Here is a 20,339-nt window from a genome sequence, read left to right as displayed (position 1 = left end):
TTCCCATGAGCGATAGACTGGGCAAATATGAACTGCGTCGTATCCTTGGCAAAGGGGCCATGGGCACCGTCTACGAAGGGTACGACCCTGTCATCGACAGAACCGTCGCCATCAAGACGGTCCGCCTGGTCGATGCCGACAGCGAAGATGCACAGGCCATAGAGGAACTGGAGCGTTTCCGGCGCGAGGCAAAGGCTGCCGGGCGTTTGCAGCACCCCAATATCGTCGGTGTTTTCGATTATGGGGAAACTGACGACCTTGCTTATATCGTCATGGAATATGTGGACGGCACCACACTGAAGCAGGTGCTCGACAACGGCGAACGCTACGGGGTCGAGGACGTGGTGCGCCTGATGGACGCATTGCTGGCGGGTTTGCAGTTCAGCCACGACAGGGGCGTGGTGCACCGCGATATCAAACCCGCCAATGTCATGCTGACCTCCGGCGGTGAAATCAAGATCGCGGATTTCGGCATTGCACGCATCGAAAGCAGTTCGTTTACCCAGGCCGGAACAATTCTCGGCACGCCAGCCTATATGTCGCCAGAACAGTTCATGGGCCAGCGCGTCGACGCCCGGACGGATATTTATTCCACCGGGGTAATGCTCTACCAGATCCTGACAGGCGACAAGCCGTTCGACGGCGGGCTGACCGCCATCATGCACAAGGTCCTGAACACCGAGCCCCTGCCACCATCAGCGCTGTCCGTCGCGGTCACGCCAGCACTCGATCATGTCGTGCTGACCGCCATGGCAAAACAGCCAGACCGGCGCTATGCCTCCGCCTCCGCGTTTGCCGCGGCATTGCGCAATGCCCTGCTTGCGGAGCCTCTCCGCGCCAACGATCAGGACACACCAGACGCAGGCCAGAATACGACAACGGACGACGATGGCACATTCATTGCACCGTCGCGGCACACGCCAGCCCCTTCGCCCCGTGCTACGGCACCCGCCAGCCTACCGCCGCAAGCCGGTGCAGCGCGCAAGGGCCTACCCCTGGCAGCACTTGCAGCAGGCGGCCTGGTTACAGTCGCGGTCCTGGGCGGGGGAGGGTATTTCCTTTTCAGCCCCGGCAGTGAAGACCCGCCTGTCGCAGCCGCCGCCACGCAGGCGGGAGAAACCGTACCCCCCTTGCCGGGCGCATCGGCGCAGGGGCCAACCCCGCCGGTGCCGTCCGTGGCGCCGGACCCGGCACGGATTGCCGCTACGGTAGGTACTCTGCCATGCAGTTTTCTGACGGCCGCCCGGGATGGCGGACAGGTGACATTATCAGGGTATGTCGGCGCAGGAAGCCCCAAGGCCGCTCTGGACGCCGCATTGGCGCAACTGCCCGGATCAAGCCAGATCCGCAATACAGTGCACCCGGTCGACGGTCCCTATTGTCCGATTTTCGATGCCCTGCGCACCTATCACGGCGTAACCTCGGGCAGTAGCGGCCTGGCAATGTCCCTGCCGGGCAACGACCAGCCGCTGCATGACGGAGATCCGATTGCCATTGCCGTCACGCTGCCATCCTTTTCCGCGCATCTGTGGACGGTCTATTTCTCCAACGACGGATCGGCCGTGCGGATATACCCGACATCGCCCGATGCCTCGCAGGCTTTTGCCGCCAACACCACCAAAACGCTGGGCGATGGTTCCCATGGTGGCGCACGCATGCAGGTTGGCGCGCCATTCGGCACGGATCTCGCGATCAGCCTGGCCTTGTCCGGCCCGCTACCGAGCGCCCAGATCCCGACAGATGGCAATGTCACGTCCATGACGGCGGCCATGACCGAGCTTCTCTCAAAAGCCGCCAGTGCAGGTCAGCAGGTTGCGATAACACTACACCCCATCGTAACCCGCCCCAAAGGGTCATGACGGGGCAGGGCCTCAAGCCCTGCCATCCATCATCCTCACCTCCAGCCCCGTTCGCAAATTCATGACACACAGTCGGACACGGCGGAGACAAGCATGCCTGTCGCGTCGGTCAGCCGATCAATACGGTCGGGCAGCCAAGCATGATCGCTCCACCATGCGATGTCTGATCTCCCAGACGCGCGGCTGGCAGTCCGTTTATAAAAACGGTTGCCGACCCGGTAATGACCGTTGCAGGCGGTCCGACGCATATCGCAGTGTCGGACACACGTGCTGCTGGCATGCCCCCGATCAGCACAGTGGGCGAGCCCGTCAGGATCGGCCCGCCCACATGGGGCACCAGCCCGCTGACGGCGGGGCAGGTGTGAATATCGGTAATACGGGCGGCAGGTTTTGCGACCATGGCGGTCATGCTCCGTTGTTCAGGTCGGATTGGCGGGCTGGGATTCCGGGCAGATCGAAACCGAGGCCGGGGGCACGGGATGTGTCGCAAGCTCCCGCAGCCAGAAATCCGGCATGCCGTCGAGAAACGACACTCTCATTGCTTCCAGCCGTTCGTCGGACAGATTGACGGCCTGCGCGTTGAAAAAGCGGGTATCGGCGGTAAAGGCCAGATAGGCCTGCATTTCGTTATACATCAGAGCTTCGGACGTGGTGTCGTAACCCTGCTGCCCCAGAAAGGTGATAAAACCCGCCCGCTCCGACGGGGCAAGCGCCTGCCAGAAACGCCGGGTATAGGCGCGGTAAGCCGGAACCGTATAGAACGCGCCATGAGCGATTTCATGTCGCAGGGTTATGGCGCGCATGGAGGCATCCAGCCCGTCGCCCGATGCGCTGATCGTAATCAACGCGCCATTGGCGTCGGACTGCAACCATCCCATGCGTGCCAGCACAGCATGCAACCAGAGTTCCTGCGGTGTCAGGGCTATTGACTGACGCACCGCCTGGGCAAAAAAACGGCGCAGATCCCCGGCCTGATAGTCATGCCCATAATAGTAGGTCTGCTCGGTCGCGCCACTTTCATGAATGGCGCTTTGCAGGGCGCTGCCGTCCAGCACCCGGTCACGCGGAAGACCCGCCTTTTCCACAAAAGCGGCAACTCTGTTCAGGGTCTGCCCCTGCGCGAGCAGCGATGAGAAATCGAGCACAAGAATGTCATGATCCTGCGCCAGGACAAATGCGTGCGTAACGCAGCTCGCCCCGATATCGATACCGGCTTCTGTCTGGGGGGAAGGCAGGTCATGCGGAACTTTCATGCTCCGCCACAGGACCGTGCCCCCGCCGGCAAGCCCCATGACGATCGCCACGCCCGCCAGGACCGCGCGGGGCCGAACGCAGGCAAAAAAAACAGACCTGGGCATTCCCTGCGCGGGGGCACGTAAAATGACCGTATCGTCGTTGTTGCGCGAAGAATGCCTCATGTCAGAATGTCAGGCGCTGAGATTGATAATTTCTACACGCCGGTTACGCCGTTCCGACGTATTGGGCGGGGTGGGCACAGCCAGACCATTCTGCCCCACGCCAATCGCCTGAAGCCGGTCATCGGCAATCTGGAATCTGGTTTTCAGATAATCCTTTACCGCATCGGCCCGCTGCGTCGAAAGCGCCTGATTCAGGCTCGCACTGCCCGTGGTATCGGTATGGCCGACAATTTTGAAGCGATAGGAGCCAAGCTGCGCACTGGTCAGCGCCGCGCCAAGCTGGTCGAGTGCGGCCGTGGCCTGTGGTGTCAGCTCCGCCGATCCATTAAGAAAATCGACAACCAGACTGGCGGATGGGCGTTCGGCCTCGTGCGTATCCGCATGGGAATGCCCTCCGGCGGATGTCGGATGCGCGCTGCTGGCCGTACCACCCGGCAGCATACGGATACCGCGGGTTGTGCCATCCATATGTGCGCCGGGGCGTAACTGGTTGATCAACTGCTGGGCCGACGGGTTGGCCTGAGCCAGGGCAGCCTGCGGCGTACCGGACGCAAAGGCGATAAGGGCGAGGGCCGCCAGAGGGGATGTTGAAAAGCGCATGATCGGTCTATCCTTGATGATAAGAGTGTAAAATGGGCGGTGTGGCGTCGACAGTCGGGTCATGGGCGGCGACGAGCCAGGCCCCGAACAGGGCGTCTCCAACGCTTTTACGGCCCCGCAGGGCATCGGTCGCCGATGGCAGCCAGGTTGTCCAGCCCAGACGGGGCGGCGTGTCCTGTTCCGCCCCGCCCGCCAGGCGGAAAGGGGGGATGTCATTTGCATCCAGTTCGGGATTGACCGCAAAATCCACATCCGGGCCGACATAGGCCCTGGTCAGGTGAATCAGGGCGATCAGGCCCGGACGGTCGGGCAACATGGCCTCGAAGTCCCTGCGAGAGAGTGGCCCCACCCGCAGAACAAAGCGTCCCTGCTGGTCCCAGGTACGCAACCCGATAACCGCGTCGACCCCCAGCGCGCAGAACGCGCCTGCCTGTCGCCCCAAAGGCAGGCGCGTACGCTGGTCCGACGGAATTGCCAGCCAGCCACCGACAAACTCGTCAACGGCAACGGGGCGGCGCAGAAAATCCGACAGCATGGCCCCCAACCGGCTGGCCGAACGCGGATAGGACGAGAAAAAACCCGCATAATGGCGCAACAGATCGGTGGAAAACGGTAATCTCTCGCCTGCTGCCGTATCAAAACCCGCAAGTGCAAGAACGGCGGTACCCACGGGTTCGGCACTGTTGGACCACTGCGCCCGTTCCGACGAAGCGTGCAGGCGGTACTTTGTTGCCGCATCGGCAAAGGCAGACAGGGCAGGCTGGGCGAGCATGCCCACGAAATCCGCCAGCGCATGGGACTTCTGCCGTTCAACCTGATTAAGCAGTTCCGTATACCAGCGCGGCATCTCGCCCGAAGGACCGGTCAGGCCCAGAACTGATGTGGTAAGCCGCGCAGGTTTGCCGTCACCGGGCAAGGTGACGGACACAACCTCCTGCGTCGGCGCTGCAAGGCTGGACGGCGTATCGAACCTGAGCGGGCGTGCACCGGTTCTGGCCGCCACGGCGCGCATCAGGCGTACGGCCGCATCGAACGTGAACTGGTGGGGCTGCGCGCACAGGGTGCCTGCCGGGGTATCGGTCTGTACCATCACGGGGCCTACAACAGCGCCCTTGCGCCAGCCATTGGCGGAAAGCGGGCTTCAGGCTCGCTTTTTCCGCGCAGGCGGAGCGTGGTTCTGACAAAGGAGTTGATGTTTGCATGCAGGGCCATGAACCGGGCCAGAACGGCAGTCAGCAGATAAAGCCTGCCACTATGAAAAGCCCGGCCATCCAGTTCCAGTTCCACATCCAGCCCGCGACAGAACGCCCCAAGACGCGCACCCTGCACGCGCGCGACACCGGGTGTTGCATGAACGCCGACAATCGCCTCGATCGAGGCACGCGTTTCGGCGGTATCGAGCAGGTCGTACAAGTGCAGCACCTCGCGTAGCGACGCAGCCCCTTCACCTTGTCCGGTAATGGAAAAATGACCGAGTGAGAGGTGGGAAATAAGCCGCCACGCACCACGCGCCCGGCGTTCGGGGCGCAGGGTCGGTGTGGGGGGAACAATGCATTGCACGTCCTGCACGCTGCCATGGGGCTGCAATTGCCGAAAATGCGGATGCCCGCCGCCAAAGGGCAGTTCTGTCGGCAGATCGCGGTTGAAACACAAAGCCTGGATCGACAAAACACTGTCGGACGGGCGCAAGGGGTCAAAGGCCGGGTCGAAGATTGTGACAAAACTGTCCGTCCCGCCCAGCCCCTCACCGGCTTCACGCCGGGTAATCCGGTAGGATGGGGTATCCTCCGCGCGGGGGGCGTGAGGCTCGGCCATTCTGTAAAAAGGCTGGAAAGGTCTGGACGTGCCATCCTGGCGCAGTTCGGTCACAGCCGAGACCTCCCACACCTCGGTCACTTTTGCCCGTCTGGCGTCGGGCAGAATACGATACTCTGTGGCGGTATGATCCAGCGCCATGGGTTCGCAACGCTGATGAAACAGGTTGACGACGGGCGCGCAGCCCAGTGCGATCATGTCAGCGTCAACTGTGCGCTCCAGCTCTGGCGACGACTGGTTGAGGTACAGGAAAATTTCCAGACGTCCGTCATCGAGCACCATTGTCCGCGCGCCAAGTCCACAAAGATCCAGAAACATGAATTTCTGCGGAAACGCGAAATATTCGCTCAATAGCCTGAACCCGGCAAAACCACGGCCGGACCACGGTACAAGTGCTTCGTCCGGGGCATAGCCAACCTGTTGTATCGCGTCTGGTCCCAGGCATACCGGTGCGCCATCCTGCGGCGATGTCGCCAGCGCCACACCCAGCGTATGCCCGGCCAGCAGTTCGTACAGCGACAGCGCCGAGGCTCCCTCACCACGGAAGAACAGACGCAGACGATCCATGCCCAGCGTGCTGAACGGCATATCCGCATTCAGTGTCGTAACAACAAGGCGCAGCACCGCCACCGCCCCGACAGCACGAGGGTTAAGGGGGGCCGTAAATGGCTGACCGGAAAGACGGGCGGATTCAATTTTTACGGGCCATAAGGTCATGGGGGCAGCGGTACGATAACGGCAGGCCTGTCCACGCACGGCTTCCGTTTCCAGTTCGAAACCGGGTGCGATCTCGATCGGGGTTGTCGTTTCCGGTCGGGGAGCGAACTGCGCAATGGCGCATGACGGAAACGGAGCAAGATAATGGGGGTAGAGAATATCCAGCAGCGTGTCGGTCAGTTCGGGAAATTCGTCATCAAGCCGGGCATGAACCCGGGCCGACAGGAACGCGACCCCGTCAAGCAGGCGTGCGACATGCGGGTCATCCACCGTATCGGGGCTAAGCCGCAGCCGACCGGCAATTTTAGGATGAGTACGGGCGAACTCGGCCGCCAGTTGGCGAACGGCGGTCAGTTCCCGGTTGAAATAGGGCAGCAACGTGTCAGCCAACCTGACCTCCCGAAATCATGATATTGGCTGTCGCCGCATCAACCGTCGTGTCGAATGAAATCGGTTCAGGGGCCGGGTCGGCATGCAGCAGGGCCTCGATGCGAAAACGCAGCGTGGCCAGCGCGCCCTGTTCATCCGACGGTTGAACCAGAACCGATACCTGCATGAGCCGGGGTTCGAAGGTACGGATCGTGCTTTCCATTTCCCTGCGCAGTTCCTCACGCGCGTCCTGCGCGTTGCGGGCACTGGCCGCGAAGTCGGGCAGACCGAAACCAAGGTTCGACGCGCGCAGCGCTGCATACCGCTCAGGAATGGCGCGAAACCGACGGTGGCCGTTCAGCAGGGCCTCCAGATCGCGCCGGACAGCCACACGCAGCACCGACAATGCCTCGGTCGCGGACATAGGGCGGTCTCGGTCGCTATCCGGGGCCGTGTCGATCAACCGGTCCAGCACCGACAGCTTGACCCTTGCCCCGGCGTCACGCATGCGCTCAAGGAAAATATTGGCATTGGCTGGCTGGTTGATCGTTGCGTCGTTCATGCGGGCGTATCGAAGGTTACGGTCTGCAGGTCCATGATCGGGCAGTCCTCCTCACCGATCAGGAACAGACGTTGCCCGACACCACGGACAATTCCGTCTTCCTCCTGCCAGGACGTGGCGCGGCCCAGACGGTGCGCGTCATCGCTTTCACCGGTCGTGTGGTAAAGGGCTGGCACATAGACATCACCATCGGGGCCAGCATGCACGCTCATGGAACACCGCCGCCAGAACAGATCGCGCTGGCGCCTGGGTGGATGAAAAATCATGCTTTCTATGCGCGACACCGGAATCCAGAAATATTTTCCGGTCACGGTCAGGGTTTCGACATAACCGGGCAGCAGGTCGTCCACATCGCGGAAATCGTCGAAAATGCGGCCATCGGCCTCTCCGCCCACGCGGGGACGCAGGGCTTCCGCCCTGGATAACTGCACGGCGGCTTCAGTCGGGTCGTTGCCGCGCAGGGCCGTCAGTCCGGCAAGGGATGCCTGTCCGTCGGCTGCGAGCGTTTCGAGAATATCGGGCACGCGGCCTTCGGTCAGCACCTGCTTGCGGGCCGTTTCCGCGCGCAGAAGCTGCCGGAATTCGGAAATAACGACAGCAACCGAAGGGTCGATCTGGCCCGCCGCATCCAGAATGACATCCGCGCGCTCCAGATTGCCGCTGAACAGCAGCAGTTCGGCCAGCAGCACACGCTGGCCGATATCGGTCGGGGCAGCGCGCACGGCCGCTGTGGCCGCTGCAATCGCGTCATCGAGCCGCCCGGCCCGGAGAAGGGCAGCAGCGGACAGTGGCGCAGTGGAAGATGCTGTATCCGACATGGGTGAAGGGTCCTTATCAAACGTGGTGAGGGGATCAGCCCCGCCCCGGGGCGGACAGTTCGGTCATCAGCCGGAACGTGACGGCCACATCGTCAAGCTGAAAATGCGGCTCGAGGTGAATGACGCAGGAAAAAACACCCGGTCTGGCCAGATCGTCGGACACCGAGACCTCGGCCTGCCGCAGCGGATACTGCGCCAGTGTTTCCATGCTGCCGGGGTTTGCTGTCGTGTAGCGCGCAAGCCAGCGGCGCAGGCGATCCTGGATTTCGTTCGCGGTCATGAACGCGCCGGTCATGTCGCGCCCCATGACCTTGAGGTAATGCGAAAAACGCGACACGCAGAGAATGGAGTTGAACTGGGCTGAAAGCCGGCTGTTGGCCACAGCATCCGTCCTGTCGGGACCGGCATAACCCATATCCGGCAGTTGCAGGCTGCGCGCCGTGCTGATCAGCAACTCCCCCCCGAAGGGAAGGGCCGAAACCGGCATAAAACCTGCCGCAACCAGCGCGCGTTCCTGGCGGTCCGTCAGGATCAGGTCCAGTGCCGGACGCCCCGCACCTTCGGGTGGGTCGACCGAAGCCAATGGCTGGGCCAGCGTATCGATCACGCCACCGCCTTCGCGGTCCATGTCGTAACCGCGCATGTCCGCCGGCCAGGAATATGTCTCGAACGCACGGATAACGCAGGCCGCCACCAGGTAGCCAGCGGTACTCCACACCCGGCTATCCGCCGTGCCGCGCGCCTCCCGGTAGCGAAAACCCCGCGCATGATGCAGCGTTTCGGTCCAGGGACGGCGCATGGTCACGCGCGGCAACGTCACGGCCAGAAAACGGGTGTCAGCCTGGGTACGCAGTTTCTTCCACCGCTGGTAATCCGCCGCCGCCATGACCGCAGCCGGATCAGGCACACCGCTGAGCGCATCGAACTCATCGACCCCGAACAGGGCAGGGGACGCGCCGATCGCAAGAGGGGCAAAGGCTGCCGCGGCCACTTCCGATAATGCCATCAGGGCCGAAATATCGTCTGTTGGTGCGCCGGGCCCCGGCCTATGCCGGATTTCGTAATCGGCTACCAGCAGACCGAATGGCTCGCCACCGGCAATGCCAAATTCCTGCTCGTAGATTTGGCGAAAAAGATGGCTCTGGTCGAAAGCCGCCGCACGCTCCAGATCGCGGCAGACCTCATGCCAGGTCAGATCGAGAACCCGCAGCTTGACGCGTCCGCTCAAAGGGAGGGAAACCGCCAGCCAGTCCAGCGCCCGCCACGATCCTTCCAGCCGGCGCAGGCGCGGGTGGTGCATGATCGCGTCCAACTGGCGCGCAATCATGCGGTCGAGCGTTACGATATCACGTTCTATGCGGGCAGCCAGCAGGCTGCTATCGGCCGGCAGGTCCGCGGCCTGTGGCCCGAACCATGGTTCGAGAATGCATTCCGCTCTGGTCAGCATGACGGCCATACGCCGCGCGTTGTCCTCCTGTCCGGCGCCGAAAAAGGCGCCGGACAGGACGGCATCACGCAAGGGGGGCTGGCTGGGGTTATCCTGACGGGCATCGTCATCCACGGCAGCAGGAGCGGCCGGGCGTCTGATAACGGTTGCATCGGGATCGTCGTCGTGGCTGCTCATGTCATCCTTCTTTTCGCGTGGGATGCCACCCTAAAAAGGGTGGCATCCGGCAGGGTAGTGTTCAGCCCTGCTTGGGAACACGGGCCACCATGCGCATGCTGGTGGTCAGTTCCTCCATCTGCAACCACGGGCGCAGATGAGCGACAGCGTTGTAGGAGCCCGGCTTGCCCGGAATTTCCTTTACCTCCACCCGGGCTTCGCGCAGCGGGTATTTGGCCTTGGTTTCGGCCCCCGCATCAGGGTTGTCAGAGACATAATTCGTGATCCAGCGGTTCAGCCAGCGTTCGCACTCATTGACTTCCATGAAGCTGCCGATCTTGTCGCGCGCCATCACCTTCAGGTAATGGGCGAAACGGCTGGATGCCATGATATACGGCAGACGGGCAGAAATGGCAGCATTGGCCGTAGCGTCCGCTCGGTCGTATTTTTTGGGTTTCTGCACCGTCTGCGCACCGAAGAAGACCGCATAATCCGTATTCTTGTAGTGGCAGAGCGGCAGAAAGCCCTGGCTGGACAGCTCGAATTCGCGCCGGTCGGTAATGCCGACTTCGGTCGGGCATTTGCCGTCCATATCGCCATCATCGGACTGGAACAAATGCGTAGGCAGGTTATCGACCTTGCCACCGCCTTCTGCCCCACGAATGGTTACGCAGAAATTGGATTCAGCAAACGCAGTCGTCATGCGCACGCCCATGGCGTAAGCCGCATTCATCCAGCAGTAACTGTCATGGTTCAGCGCTTCGGACGCACCGGAGGTTGAAACAGGTGCTTCCTCGTAATCGAAGTCTTCAACCGGTTTTGTCGCGGCACCATAAGGCACGCGGGCCAGAACACGGGGCATGACCAGCGATACGAAACGGGCATCCTCCGTCTCGCGGAATCCCCGCCACTTGGCATATTCAGCAGATTCGAAAATCTTTGACAGATCACGGGGCTTTGTCAGTTCCGTCCAGCTGTCGAACCCGAACATACCCGCACCGGCCGCGGAAATGAACGGTGCGAACGACGCCGCCGCCACATTGGACATCAGGCGCAAGGTCTCGATATCATCGGGGTGATTGACCCATTCGTAGTCACCGATCAGCGCGCCGTAGGGTTCACCACCTGGCGTACCGAACTCGTTTTCGTAGATTTTCTTGAAAATCTGGCTCTGGTCGAACTCAACAGCCTTGGTCAGATCCCGGTTCAGATCGCGCTTGGTGGCGTTGATAACACGGATTTTCAGGTTCTGACTGGTTTCCGTGTTCATGACCATATAGTTCAGACCACGCCAGCTTCCTTCCAGCTTGGAAAACTTCGGATCATGCATGATCGCGTTAAGCTGCGTGGACATTTTCTTGTCCAGTGCGGCAATCGCGCTTTCAATCGTCCGGGTCAGGTTCTTGTCGAACGTTACAGTGCCGGTCAGCGCCTGCTCGACAAGGTTACGTACCAGGTCCTGCGCATGATCGGGTTCGGTCTGCTTGGTGGCCGACACCACCTGGTCCAGAAAGCTGAGGCCGGTTGCTGTTTCAGTCGTGGCGGCAGCCTGGGGCTGGTTCTGTGTTTCTGACATCGATCAGGCTTCCTTCTTGTCCATGCCAAGCTGTTCGGAGAGCGCCTTTATTTCACTCTCGCTCTGCAGGACCTGTTCCAGAAGATTTTCCAGTTCCTCAGACCTGTCGGCCTTGCTCAGCAGGTCGCGCAGCTTGTTGCGGGTTTCCAGCAGGTTTTTCAGCGCGGGCACCTGGTTGACAATCCGCGACGGGGTAAAGTCGTCCATGGACCGGAACACAAGGTCCACCGCCATGGATGTACCGTCATTGGCCAGCGTGTTATCCACCTTCAGCTTCAGACCCGGGGCCATACGCGCCATGATGTCATCAAAATTGTCGCGGTCGATCTGGACAAACTTGCGTTCAGCCATCGGACGCAGCGGCTGCACCGGATCGCCCGAAAAATCACCCATGACACCGACAACAAACGGCAATTCCCGGGCGACTTCCGCACCTGCCGTCTCAACATCGTAGGAAATGTGAACCCGGGGCTTGCGTACCCGGTTCAGCTTGCCGTGAACACTACTATTCATATTTTACATTCCCCAAAAACGTTTGAATCTTGAAAAACGGTTAGCAACGCCCTGACGGGCAAGCCCCCGCATGTCCGCCGCCCAAATCACGAGGCGGCAGGCAGTCCCAGACGCATGAGCAGGTTGTTGCGTGCCTGTTCATCCTCGACCAGTTCGGCAACAAGCTCGGGCCACGTCATCCGCCCACGCCGGATAGCTTCTTCCAGCGTGTAAGCCAGAGGCGACTGCGGCTCCGCCCGCCGGAAAAATTCGGCAACTTCCGCAAGGCGCGACAGCGCATCCTCGCGGGTGACAAGGGGGCGCGGGGCGGCAATGCCTACAGGCGCTGCCTGCCCAGCCGAAGTCTGCGCCACTGTTTCGTCCGCCACTACGTCCACGCCCGCTTCCGCACCGGAAGGAGCGGGAGCATAACGGTTCAGAAAATCCTCGATCTGATCGAGAACACCCGCCACCCGGCTGGTTGGTGGAGCATCCGGCCCCGCAGCACGTTCCAGCGCATCCCCCATGCCACGCCACGCCGCCTTGGCTGCCTGCAAATCCGTCATCATGGCGGTATAATGCGCAGCCGGGGCGGCACGGGCGGACGCAGTCATGGTCTCGTACGGCACTACACCGGCTTCTATACGTGCTTCAAGCCGCTTGGGGTCCGCAATGGTTTGCAGTTCGGCGGACTGTTCGTACTGGAACAGCATGACCGGCTCGCCATTACGGTCTTTAAACAGTTCCAGTTTACGCAGGGGCTGAATCAATGTGCCGTCACCCCCTTCACCGTTCAGCCCGGTCACGGGAGCCACGCGGGTTTCCATGCCGTCTTCATCCGGCATGGGGTAGAGGTGGTCCCAATACCGCTCCACTAGCCCTTGGATTACGCTTGCGCCAAATGTTAGCCCGGCCAGACCGTCGCTGCGCACAAGGCTTTCGGCCAACCATGCCGCCGCTTCGAGATCCTTGGCTTTTTCCAGAAGGATTTGCGAAGAAATTTTCTGAACATCCCGCCATTCAGGCGGTGCTATGGCATCACCCGGGCTTGCGTCCCCCGCTCGTTCCGCTGCCCGCGCATCCGCCCTAGCATCTCTTAATTTGTAGTACAGCGATGCCGGAGAGTAATCAGAACGGACATCGTCCCCTGCAGGAGAATGTTCGTTTATGGGCAACAGTAGGGCGTTAAAATCCATATTCCGAGATCACCTGTGCTTCGCGTGTCATGATTTATTCAGTAAAAACCCATCGATTCCGGAGCAAATCCCGCGGCAGATAGATCCCTTTTTTTCTCCTTTATCAGTCTGCTCATGGCTGACGGCATTTGGTCACCAAGAGTGATAACCGAGCGGATAGAACCCCGAATATTGCCTAGAATATCGGGACGCCATTTTTTCTTACCTATGTTCTCGGCTTGCATTTCCCTATTCTGATCTTTGAATATAACTTCACATGCGGCACGATGAACGGAATCAAACAACTCAACTGATAACTGCCTACCGCCATGATTTCTGACTGCATTTGAGATTAAGTCGAGTTGCGACTGCGTGCCAGATGCCCCCGTTGCATAAGCCTCCCAACTCCCAGGTGTCGCATTATCGGCAGGAATCGAATAGGCGAGTGCATCAATTGCAGGCTCGATACACCATGTGGTTATAAGCTGAGCTTGCCGAAGACGTACGCTTGGAAACGAGGTTCTATACTGCTGCACCATGAGTACAAAAAGACCATCTCCAAAACAGTTATGTTTTGTGCAATATATAATAAATTTATGCCTCGCATCCCGATTGCCTATATAACCCCCGATCACTTTTTCTGCGTCGCTTTCGACGCGCTTATCTCTATGAACTTTTTGCCCCACCCCTTCAGCCCAATCTTTTCCAAATGGATTGGTTCCAGCCATATTTTCCTCCTCTATGTTGCGTGATTTGAACAAAGATAATGTGTTTTAAGACAGTTTCTGCTGGCCCAGATCGTATGTGACGGGGAAAGGCGAGCCCTTGCTGCCATCGTCCTTGATCGGGGTGAACTTGGTTTCGATCTTGGTGAAGTTGAAGGAAATGCTCTCGCTGGGACGGTCACCGCCGCTGGAGAGGCTGTAGCCGCTGATCATGGTGTCGGTCAGCGTCACTTCCAGGTAGGAATCTGCACCTCCTTGATCGGTGCGCACGAAGGAAATGACAAGATTCGCCTTGCCGCCGCTGCTCAGTGCTTCCTTCAGCAGGCCGCCACTGGCATTGTCCTGGTTCTTCGTGACCGTAATTTCCGACACGCTGGGCGTGCTGGCTTCACGGTTGCCAGAGGCACCCGTAGGCGAGCCAATGCCGCGGCCCACACCCCACTGAAAGCTGTGGACCTCGATCTGGTCCTTGAAGCCGGCCGTGGTCACGTCACCCTTTACATCCGGGCTGCTGTATTTGATATAAATAGCCATATGCATTTCCCCTCGCGGTTTCTGCAACACAGTGCTGTCTGAGGAAGAGCATGACAGTTTTGGAAGGGCCTGTATGTCCCCCAGAGGGGGGACATGGCGCATATTTATTTACTGTATGGACCGGACAATGGTGACGGCAAGGCATAAGCAATGGCCCGTCTCGACTGTTTCGGTTTCAAGAAACAATTTCGACGGTAGGCGATCTGCAAGGGAATATAACATTTGAAGGCAGCTCTAATCTTTTTTTTTCAATACCAGCTTATAACTAAAAGTATAGGCCCATTATCCTAGTATTGAATCCCACCGATTCTAGATCGGACGCAAGCCGAGTGATATAACTTTCACTCTTACCTTGAGGTGTAAAGCTTCGACTGTCACTTACGATCTGGTTTATAAAGTCCTTGACAGTCTTCTTATGCAGCAACTGTGTACACAGGGTGGCATACGCGTCATCAAATGCATTTTTTATGCGTCCGTCCTGTAAATATTGTGCAATTTGTACGCTCTGCTCTTTTGAAATAGCGATATTGGAAAGAAAGCTATCATAAGATGGACCTTCTTCCGACTGGATCTGCAAATAACTTGGTGTTGGAGTATAGCTTGTACCTTTATTACCCCACTGGGCGTGGGATGCCGAGGCGTGTGCGCTTGTTTTTGACACATCACTCTCTTTTATTCTGATCGATATATCGTAAATAGAATAGGCTTTGACCTGACTGAGCCCGTCATATAATTGTTTGAACTGCTGCATCATTAAAATAAATATAGCTGTTTTTTGATCGCCACGATTGATAGACGATTTCAAAAAAGCATTTCTTATCAATGGATCGGTCAGCACTGAATTGACTACCCCAATATCTTCCGTTTCGTTCCTTGCCTTTTTCACACGGCGCGTCATGTCGGATGGCGGGCTGCTGATGACTTTCGGCTTGGAAGGAAGGAAGAGTGAGAGAAATCTCCGGGTAGACATTTTGAAAGACTCCTTTGACAGAACGGAAGGGTATTCTCGTCATCCTGATGGAGATATTCCACGATAAGCCAAGCTTTTTCTAACCGTGACTTTAGCTGGTTGACTACACCAACGGCGTCTTATCACCCATGGAATATCATGAACGTTGACTGCACAAATCCATCACATGCCAAACCATGTGTTTGAAATAATGTACCAGATCACATTATTTTATAATAACGGAAGCATTTTAACAGAACAGACGGAAAACGCTGTCCTGCTGACCGGCCTTGTAACGATCAATTTGGCTGTAGCAGCCCATTGCAAAAACAACCGGATGTCCCTGCTGTCTGCCTGTCTATACTATCAGGCAATTTAACTTTTGTCGGGGGTTGCATTGCCTGATTTCCAAAAACGAGCAGTCACGGCGTTAAAGAATATATCTTTGGCCGTGACGCTCTTGTGGAATTACGCTCCAATTACCTTATGCAAGGAAATATTTCAGTTCAGCTTATAGGAAAAATGACCGTCTTCCCCAACATCAACCGCCACAGTCGTTATATCCGTGCCCGTAGCCAGACAGGACAGAATTTCTGCCGACAGTTCAGGCAGGAGAGTACGGGAGAGGATATTTTCGATATTGCGTGCGCCGGAAGACGATTCCTTGCAACGGGCGGCGATGACATCAACCAGTTCAGGCGCGTAATGGAAGTCTACTTTATAATTATTTCTTACACGATCGCCTATTTTCTTGAATTGTAACTTTACGATATCGCGAATGACCGCGTCCGAAAGCGGGAAATACGGCACAATCGTCGTGCGCCCCAGAAAGGCAGGTTTAAAATATTTCATCAGTTCCGGTCGCAGGGCTTCGGCAAGCTGGATTGAATCCGGTGCCGTATCAGGGTCTGCGAACAGTTTTTCGATCAGGTCCGTGCCTGCATTCGAAGTCATGATAATCACGGTGTTCTTGAAGTCGATATCCCGGCCTTCGCCGTCTTTCATGTGGCCTTTGTCGAAAACCTGGAAAAACACGTCCTGCACGCCGGGATGGGCTTTTTCCATTTCGTCCAGCAAAATGACGGAATACGGTTTGCGACGCACCGCTTCGGTCAGGATACCACCTTCGCCATAGCCGACATAACCAGGGGGGCTCCCCATCAGCAGCGAGACCTTATGTTCTTCCTTGAACTCGGTCATGTTGATGACGGTAAGGTTCTGCTCGCCTCCGTAAAGCAGGTTTGCCAGTGTCAGGGCGGTTTCGGTCTTGCCGGTGCCCGACGTGCCCACCATCATGAACACACCAATCGGCTTGCGCGGATCGGTAAGGCCCGCGCGGCTGGTGCGTATGGCCTGGGCCACAGCCTCCAGCGCATGGGGCTGGCCGATGATGCGTTCGGCCATTGTTGCTTCAAGGTTCAGAACGGTGCGAATTTCGTTCGAACGCACACGCCCCGCAGGAATACCGGTCCAGTTTTCGATAATCGCGGCAACAGCCTGACCGTCCACAACCGGGAAAATCAGCGGTGTTTCGCCCTGCAAACCGTAAAGTTCATTCTGCAGGGCGTCCAGCGTCGCGCGCTGGGCCGTGGTATCTGTTTCAAACGGAGCATTTTCAATGTCAGCCCGTGTCTGCGCAATACGGGTAGCCAGCTCTTTTTCCTGTTCAAAACGCGCGGAAAGGGATGTCAGTTCATGGTTCAGCGTTGCCGCATCATGCGCCAGTTCCTGCAACCGGGCTTCATGCGCGCCGCCTGCCGCCATTTCCCGTGTCAGGATGTGCGTCTCGGTCTGGATCAGGTCCAGACGGCGTTCCCTGTCCTCGATTTCGGCCGGGGTCGTGGCCTGACTCATGGCCACACGTGCGCAGGCGGTATCGATCAGACTGATCGCCTTGTCCGGCAACTGGCGGCTGGGAATGAACCGGGCGGATAGCCGCACGGCCTCAACAATGGCTTCATCCAGAATACGCACACCATGGTGCTTTTCCAGCGTACCAGTCAGGCCCCGTATCATGGCGACGGCCATGGGCTCGGACGGTTCCTCCACCTTGACCACCTGGAAACGCCTGGTCAGGGCAGCATCTTTCTCGAAATACTTCTTGTATTCGGCCCATGTGGTGGCCGCAATCGTGCGCAGTTCGCCACGGGCGAGGGCTGGCTTCAGCAGGTTGGCGGCGTCATTCTGCCCGGCCTGCCCACCAGCGCCAATAAGGGTATGCGCCTCGTCAATAAACAGAATAATGGGTTTCGGGCTGGATTTGACAGCATCGATAACCGATTTCAGCCTCTGCTCAAATTCGCCTTTCATCCCGGCGCCCGCCTGCAAAAGCGCCAGATCGAGCGTGCGCAGCGTGACATCCTTCATGGACTCCGGCACATCGCCCACGGCAATTTTCAGGGCCAGCCCCTCAACCACAGCGGTTTTGCCCACACCCGGTTCACCCGTCAAAATCGGGTTGTTCTGCCGCCGCCGCCCCAGAATATCGATTGCCTGACGAATTTCGACATCACGGCCGAGAATGGGGTCTATACGCCCGGCGCGCGCCAGTTCCGTCAGATCCTGCGTAAACTGCTCCAGCGCGCCGTCGCCGCGCAGCTGCGGCTGGGCGCCACCGGCTTCCGCCTGCACCCCAGTGGCATCACCAGCGCTTTCCACGCTCGTCGCTATAATAGCGTCCAGATCACGTCGCAGGTTATCGACCGGGATGTTGCGCAGTTGCGGGGAAATATCACGCATCCTGCGGCCAAGCGCTTCATCCGCCAGCAATGCCAGCAGCAAATGACCGGACCGGATACGCGACGCGGCGTCCTCGATCGAGGCAATGAGCCACGCCTGTTTCATGGCTTCGACAATATCCGGAGCCAGACCCGGTGCGCGGGAATTGCCCGTGCGCATCTGGTCGAAGGCACGCCCCAGATCAGCCTGAAAACGGCCCATATCGATAGTGTAGTGGCGGAAAATGAATGAAATATCGGTATCCGTGGCGTCGGAGAGTTTTTGCAGCCAGTGTTCAAGCTCAACATTGTAATGCGTACGCGCCAGCGTCAGGCCCGCAGCCGCTTCAAGGTTTTTCCGGCACGAATCATTCAGTCGGGCGACAAGTGATTTCAAATCTATTGCGATCAAGGCGTGATCCTTTCATCGAAGTCGCCCAGGTCAGACAGAGGCAACGGCAGCACGAAGATCGTCGCCTAACATGCGCCGACGCCATAGCATGTCACGGACCATGACATCTTAAGCGCAGGCTGTATGTCCCCCAACCATGGGACAAAGAGCCTTTTTATCGTACGATCAGCCTCATGCATTCCGCGCACGAAGGCTGCCAGCCTTGCCAGGACATGTTTATAAATAAGAAAACCAATTGTTTTTTCTATGGTTTTTATATCTCAATATAAAAATAATCATGTTTTTATAAAAAAATGGCCGATGTCCCTTGGTTGGGGGACATACAGCCCGGAGTGAAGCTGCCATGATCCGTCCTGCTTCACCGGAAGCGGTTCGCTCCGTATGAGCGTCTGTATTGCCACCTGAATAGAGGTTCTCTGCCGTCATGTCCGATGCGGGAAAAAAACAGGTCGATACCCTGCGCTGCGCAGCAATCGTGCGGCGGTTTTAGTCCTGCGGATGTCGGCACCTCGGACGGGACTATCCCGGATGTTGTTAACGGTTCCCGATATCGCATCGATATCGTTTTTGTTTTCTATATAAGGAAGAATAGTGATGGCTATTTATATCAAATACAGCAGCCCGGATGTAAAGGGTGACGTGACCACGGCCGGCTTCAAGGACCAGATCGAGGTCCACAGCTTTCAGTGGGGTGTGGGCCGCGGCATTGGCTCGCCTACGGGTGCCTCTGGCAACCGTGAAGCCAGCACGCCCAGCGTGTCGGAAATTACGGTCACGAAGAACCAGGACAATGCCAGTGGCGGCCTGCTGAAGGAAGCACTGAGCAGCGGCGGCAAGGCGAATCTTGTCATTTCCTTCGTGCGCACCGATCAAGGAGGTGCAGATTCCTACCTGGAAGTGACGCTGACCGACACCATGATCAGCGGCTACAGCCTCTCCAGCGGCGGTGACCGTCCCAGCGAGAGCATTTCCTTCAACTTCACCAAGATCGAAACCAAGTTCACCCCGATCAAGGACGATGGCAGCAAGGGCTCGCCTTTCCCCGTCACATACGATCTGGGCCAGCAGAAGCTGAGCTGAAGGCTGACTGCCGCATCCTGGTAACATGCTACCGGGATGCGGCGCCGCTTTGTCCGGGTCTGTGTCTTGTCCGGACAACAGGGCAGGGACCTGTCCTGCGTCTGGCAACGGCAGCAAGATTACACCCGCACGGCCACGCAGGAAGCGGGAATTATCGGATATCGGTACGGTTTCGCTCAAGAAAACCCCGGAATGTACGTTCACAACATTCCAGACAAAAAATGGACGGCCATGGAACACTCTGACTGTATCCGTGTCGCGATTGTAGAGGATGACCCTCTTTTTCGTGATGCCGTCTGCAAAACTCTCGACGAACAGCCAGACATGATCCTGCACTCGGTTGCGACCAGCCGTGCTGAAGGACTGACCATGCTGCGGGGGGCGGCAGCAGACGTATTGTTGGCTGATATCGGCCTGCCCGATGGTTCGGGACTTGACGTGCTTAAGGCGGCGGTGGAGTTATGGCCGTCCTGCGCCGTGTTGATCAGCACGACATTTGGCGACGAAAGCTACGTCATGGACGCGATTGCGCTGGGGGCTGCGGGTTATCTGCTGAAGGATGCCAACCAGATGCAAAGGGTGGAAGCCATTCGCACATCCCATGGGGGGGGAAGCCCGATCAGCCCGATGATCGCCCGGCAGGTGCTCTCCCGTTTCCGCCACCATCTGCCCGTACCCGCAGCACGGATCGCGCCTTCCCTGTCCGAGCGTGAGCTTGAAGTGTTGCGCTATGTGTCCCAAGGCTTTACAGAGGCAGAAATTGCAGGCCGAATTGGGGTGTCAACACATACCGTTCACACGTATGTCCGACGCATTTATCAAAAACTTTCAGTTGGTTCGAGGATGGAGGCCGTAACCCTGGCGCGCCGTCAGGGCTGGCTGGATTCTTGACTGTCGTATCTTCGAGTAAGTGAGGTC

At 58.3% G+C, this 20,339-nt stretch carries 18 protein-coding genes; 3 read left to right on the top strand and 15 right to left on the bottom strand.

Annotation, left to right across the window (positions count from 1 at the left end; translation table 11 throughout):
* Positions 1-5: 5 nt before the first annotated feature.
* The gene (locus tag ABF990_RS01865; RefSeq protein WP_415500446.1) at positions 6-1,859 is read left to right on the top strand and encodes a protein kinase domain-containing protein; all 1,854 of its coding nucleotides are present in this window, start codon (positions 6-8) and stop codon (positions 1,857-1,859) included.
* Between the two features lie 109 nt (positions 1,860-1,968).
* Here the strand turns inward: ABF990_RS01865 and ABF990_RS01860 are convergent, their stop codons facing one another.
* The 15 genes from ABF990_RS01860 to tssH all read right to left on the bottom strand — a co-directional run bounded on the left by ABF990_RS01860 (position 1,969) and on the right by tssH (position 18,341).
* The gene (locus ABF990_RS01860; protein ID WP_415500445.1) at positions 1,969-2,259 is read right to left on the bottom strand and encodes a PAAR domain-containing protein; all 291 of its coding nucleotides are present in this window, start codon (positions 2,257-2,259) and stop codon (positions 1,969-1,971) included.
* Positions 2,260-2,278: 19 nt separating this feature from the next.
* Positions 2,279-3,277, bottom strand: coding sequence for a hypothetical protein (locus ABF990_RS01855; protein WP_415500444.1), 999 nt, complete (start codon positions 3,275-3,277; stop codon positions 2,279-2,281).
* A 9-nt stretch (positions 3,278-3,286) separates the two neighbouring features.
* Entirely contained in the window at positions 3,287-3,877 is a 591-nt protein-coding gene (locus tag ABF990_RS01850; RefSeq protein ID WP_415500443.1) for an OmpA family protein, read from the bottom strand.
* Between the two features lie 7 nt (positions 3,878-3,884).
* Complete coding sequence (tssG, locus tag ABF990_RS01845) at positions 3,885-4,967, bottom strand: type VI secretion system baseplate subunit TssG (protein WP_415500442.1); 1,083 nt, start codon at positions 4,965-4,967, stop codon at positions 3,885-3,887.
* Positions 4,968-4,975: 8 nt separating this feature from the next.
* Positions 4,976-6,799: a type VI secretion system baseplate subunit TssF gene (gene tssF / locus ABF990_RS01840; protein WP_415490160.1), complete on the bottom strand. Its 1,824-nt coding sequence runs from the start codon at positions 6,797-6,799 to the stop codon at positions 4,976-4,978.
* Positions 6,792-7,340 (bottom strand): type VI secretion system baseplate subunit TssE, encoded by a 549-nt coding sequence (gene tssE / locus ABF990_RS01835; RefSeq protein ID WP_415490159.1) that lies wholly within the window; start codon positions 7,338-7,340, stop codon positions 6,792-6,794. The genes tssF and tssE overlap by 8 nt, the downstream gene beginning before the upstream one ends.
* Positions 7,337-8,158: a type VI secretion system accessory protein TagJ gene (locus tag ABF990_RS01830; RefSeq protein ID WP_415490158.1), complete on the bottom strand. Its 822-nt coding sequence runs from the start codon at positions 8,156-8,158 to the stop codon at positions 7,337-7,339. Before ABF990_RS01830 ends, tssE begins: the two co-directional genes overlap by 4 nt.
* Positions 8,159-8,192: 34 nt before the next feature.
* Complete coding sequence (tssC, locus tag ABF990_RS01825) at positions 8,193-9,782, bottom strand: type VI secretion system contractile sheath large subunit (RefSeq protein ID WP_415490157.1); 1,590 nt, start codon at positions 9,780-9,782, stop codon at positions 8,193-8,195.
* Positions 9,783-9,843: 61 nt separating this feature from the next.
* Positions 9,844-11,337: a type VI secretion system contractile sheath large subunit gene (tssC, locus tag ABF990_RS01820; RefSeq protein ID WP_415490156.1), complete on the bottom strand. Its 1,494-nt coding sequence runs from the start codon at positions 11,335-11,337 to the stop codon at positions 9,844-9,846.
* A 3-nt stretch (positions 11,338-11,340) separates the two neighbouring features.
* Entirely contained in the window at positions 11,341-11,850 is a 510-nt protein-coding gene (gene tssB / locus ABF990_RS01815) for a type VI secretion system contractile sheath small subunit (protein WP_415490155.1), read from the bottom strand.
* A gap of 86 nt (positions 11,851-11,936) precedes the next feature.
* Entirely contained in the window at positions 11,937-13,025 is a 1,089-nt protein-coding gene (gene tssA, locus ABF990_RS01810; protein WP_415490154.1) for a type VI secretion system protein TssA, read from the bottom strand.
* 38 nt (positions 13,026-13,063) lie between these two features.
* Complete coding sequence (locus tag ABF990_RS01805; RefSeq protein ID WP_415490153.1) at positions 13,064-13,732, bottom strand: hypothetical protein; 669 nt, start codon at positions 13,730-13,732, stop codon at positions 13,064-13,066.
* Between the two features lie 45 nt (positions 13,733-13,777).
* Positions 13,778-14,263 (bottom strand): Hcp family type VI secretion system effector, encoded by a 486-nt coding sequence (locus ABF990_RS01800; protein WP_415499825.1) that lies wholly within the window; start codon positions 14,261-14,263, stop codon positions 13,778-13,780.
* Positions 14,264-14,528: 265 nt separating this feature from the next.
* Complete coding sequence (locus ABF990_RS01795; protein ID WP_415490152.1) at positions 14,529-15,233, bottom strand: hypothetical protein; 705 nt, start codon at positions 15,231-15,233, stop codon at positions 14,529-14,531.
* A 480-nt stretch (positions 15,234-15,713) separates the two neighbouring features.
* Positions 15,714-18,341: a type VI secretion system ATPase TssH gene (gene tssH, locus ABF990_RS01790; protein WP_415500441.1), complete on the bottom strand. Its 2,628-nt coding sequence runs from the start codon at positions 18,339-18,341 to the stop codon at positions 15,714-15,716.
* Positions 18,342-18,935: 594 nt separating this feature from the next.
* Here tssH and ABF990_RS01785 point away from each other — a divergent pair.
* Together ABF990_RS01785 and ABF990_RS01780 are read left to right on the top strand one after the other, a co-directional pair.
* Complete coding sequence (locus ABF990_RS01785; RefSeq protein WP_415499825.1) at positions 18,936-19,421, top strand: Hcp family type VI secretion system effector; 486 nt, start codon at positions 18,936-18,938, stop codon at positions 19,419-19,421.
* A gap of 231 nt (positions 19,422-19,652) precedes the next feature.
* Positions 19,653-20,312: a response regulator gene (locus ABF990_RS01780; protein WP_415499826.1), complete on the top strand. Its 660-nt coding sequence runs from the start codon at positions 19,653-19,655 to the stop codon at positions 20,310-20,312.
* Positions 20,313-20,339: the final 27 nt, after the last annotated feature.

Origin of the sequence: Acetobacter sp., from assembly GCF_047723915.1 — a bacterium.
In the GTDB taxonomy this organism is placed as follows: domain Bacteria; phylum Pseudomonadota; class Alphaproteobacteria; order Acetobacterales; family Acetobacteraceae; genus Acetobacter.
This window is presented reverse-complemented; position numbering and strand designations above follow the sequence as displayed.

Coding starts and splice junctions, on each gene's coding strand:
- tssA (WP_415490154.1), bottom strand. CDS start 13,025: ATGGATTTTAACGCCCTACTGTTGCCCATAAACGAACATTCTCCTGCA.
- ABF990_RS01795 (WP_415490152.1), bottom strand. CDS start 15,233: ATGTCTACCCGGAGATTTCTCTCACTCTTCCTTCCTTCCAAGCCGAAA.
- ABF990_RS01785 (WP_415499825.1), top strand. CDS start 18,936: ATGGCTATTTATATCAAATACAGCAGCCCGGATGTAAAGGGTGACGTG.
- tssG (WP_415500442.1), bottom strand. CDS start 4,967: ATGGTACAGACCGATACCCCGGCAGGCACCCTGTGCGCGCAGCCCCAC.
- tssB (WP_415490155.1), bottom strand. CDS start 11,850: ATGAATAGTAGTGTTCACGGCAAGCTGAACCGGGTACGCAAGCCCCGG.
- ABF990_RS01850 (WP_415500443.1), bottom strand. CDS start 3,877: ATGCGCTTTTCAACATCCCCTCTGGCGGCCCTCGCCCTTATCGCCTTT.
- ABF990_RS01865 (WP_415500446.1), top strand. CDS start 6: ATGAGCGATAGACTGGGCAAATATGAACTGCGTCGTATCCTTGGCAAA.
- tssC (WP_415490156.1), bottom strand. CDS start 11,337: ATGTCAGAAACACAGAACCAGCCCCAGGCTGCCGCCACGACTGAAACA.
- ABF990_RS01830 (WP_415490158.1), bottom strand. CDS start 8,158: ATGTCGGATACAGCATCTTCCACTGCGCCACTGTCCGCTGCTGCCCTT.
- tssC (WP_415490157.1), bottom strand. CDS start 9,782: ATGAGCAGCCACGACGACGATCCCGATGCAACCGTTATCAGACGCCCG.
- ABF990_RS01800 (WP_415499825.1), bottom strand. CDS start 14,263: ATGGCTATTTATATCAAATACAGCAGCCCGGATGTAAAGGGTGACGTG.
- tssE (WP_415490159.1), bottom strand. CDS start 7,340: ATGAACGACGCAACGATCAACCAGCCAGCCAATGCCAATATTTTCCTT.
- ABF990_RS01805 (WP_415490153.1), bottom strand. CDS start 13,732: ATGGCTGGAACCAATCCATTTGGAAAAGATTGGGCTGAAGGGGTGGGG.
- ABF990_RS01780 (WP_415499826.1), top strand. CDS start 19,653: ATGGAACACTCTGACTGTATCCGTGTCGCGATTGTAGAGGATGACCCT.
- ABF990_RS01860 (WP_415500445.1), bottom strand. CDS start 2,259: ATGGTCGCAAAACCTGCCGCCCGTATTACCGATATTCACACCTGCCCC.
- ABF990_RS01855 (WP_415500444.1), bottom strand. CDS start 3,277: ATGAGGCATTCTTCGCGCAACAACGACGATACGGTCATTTTACGTGCC.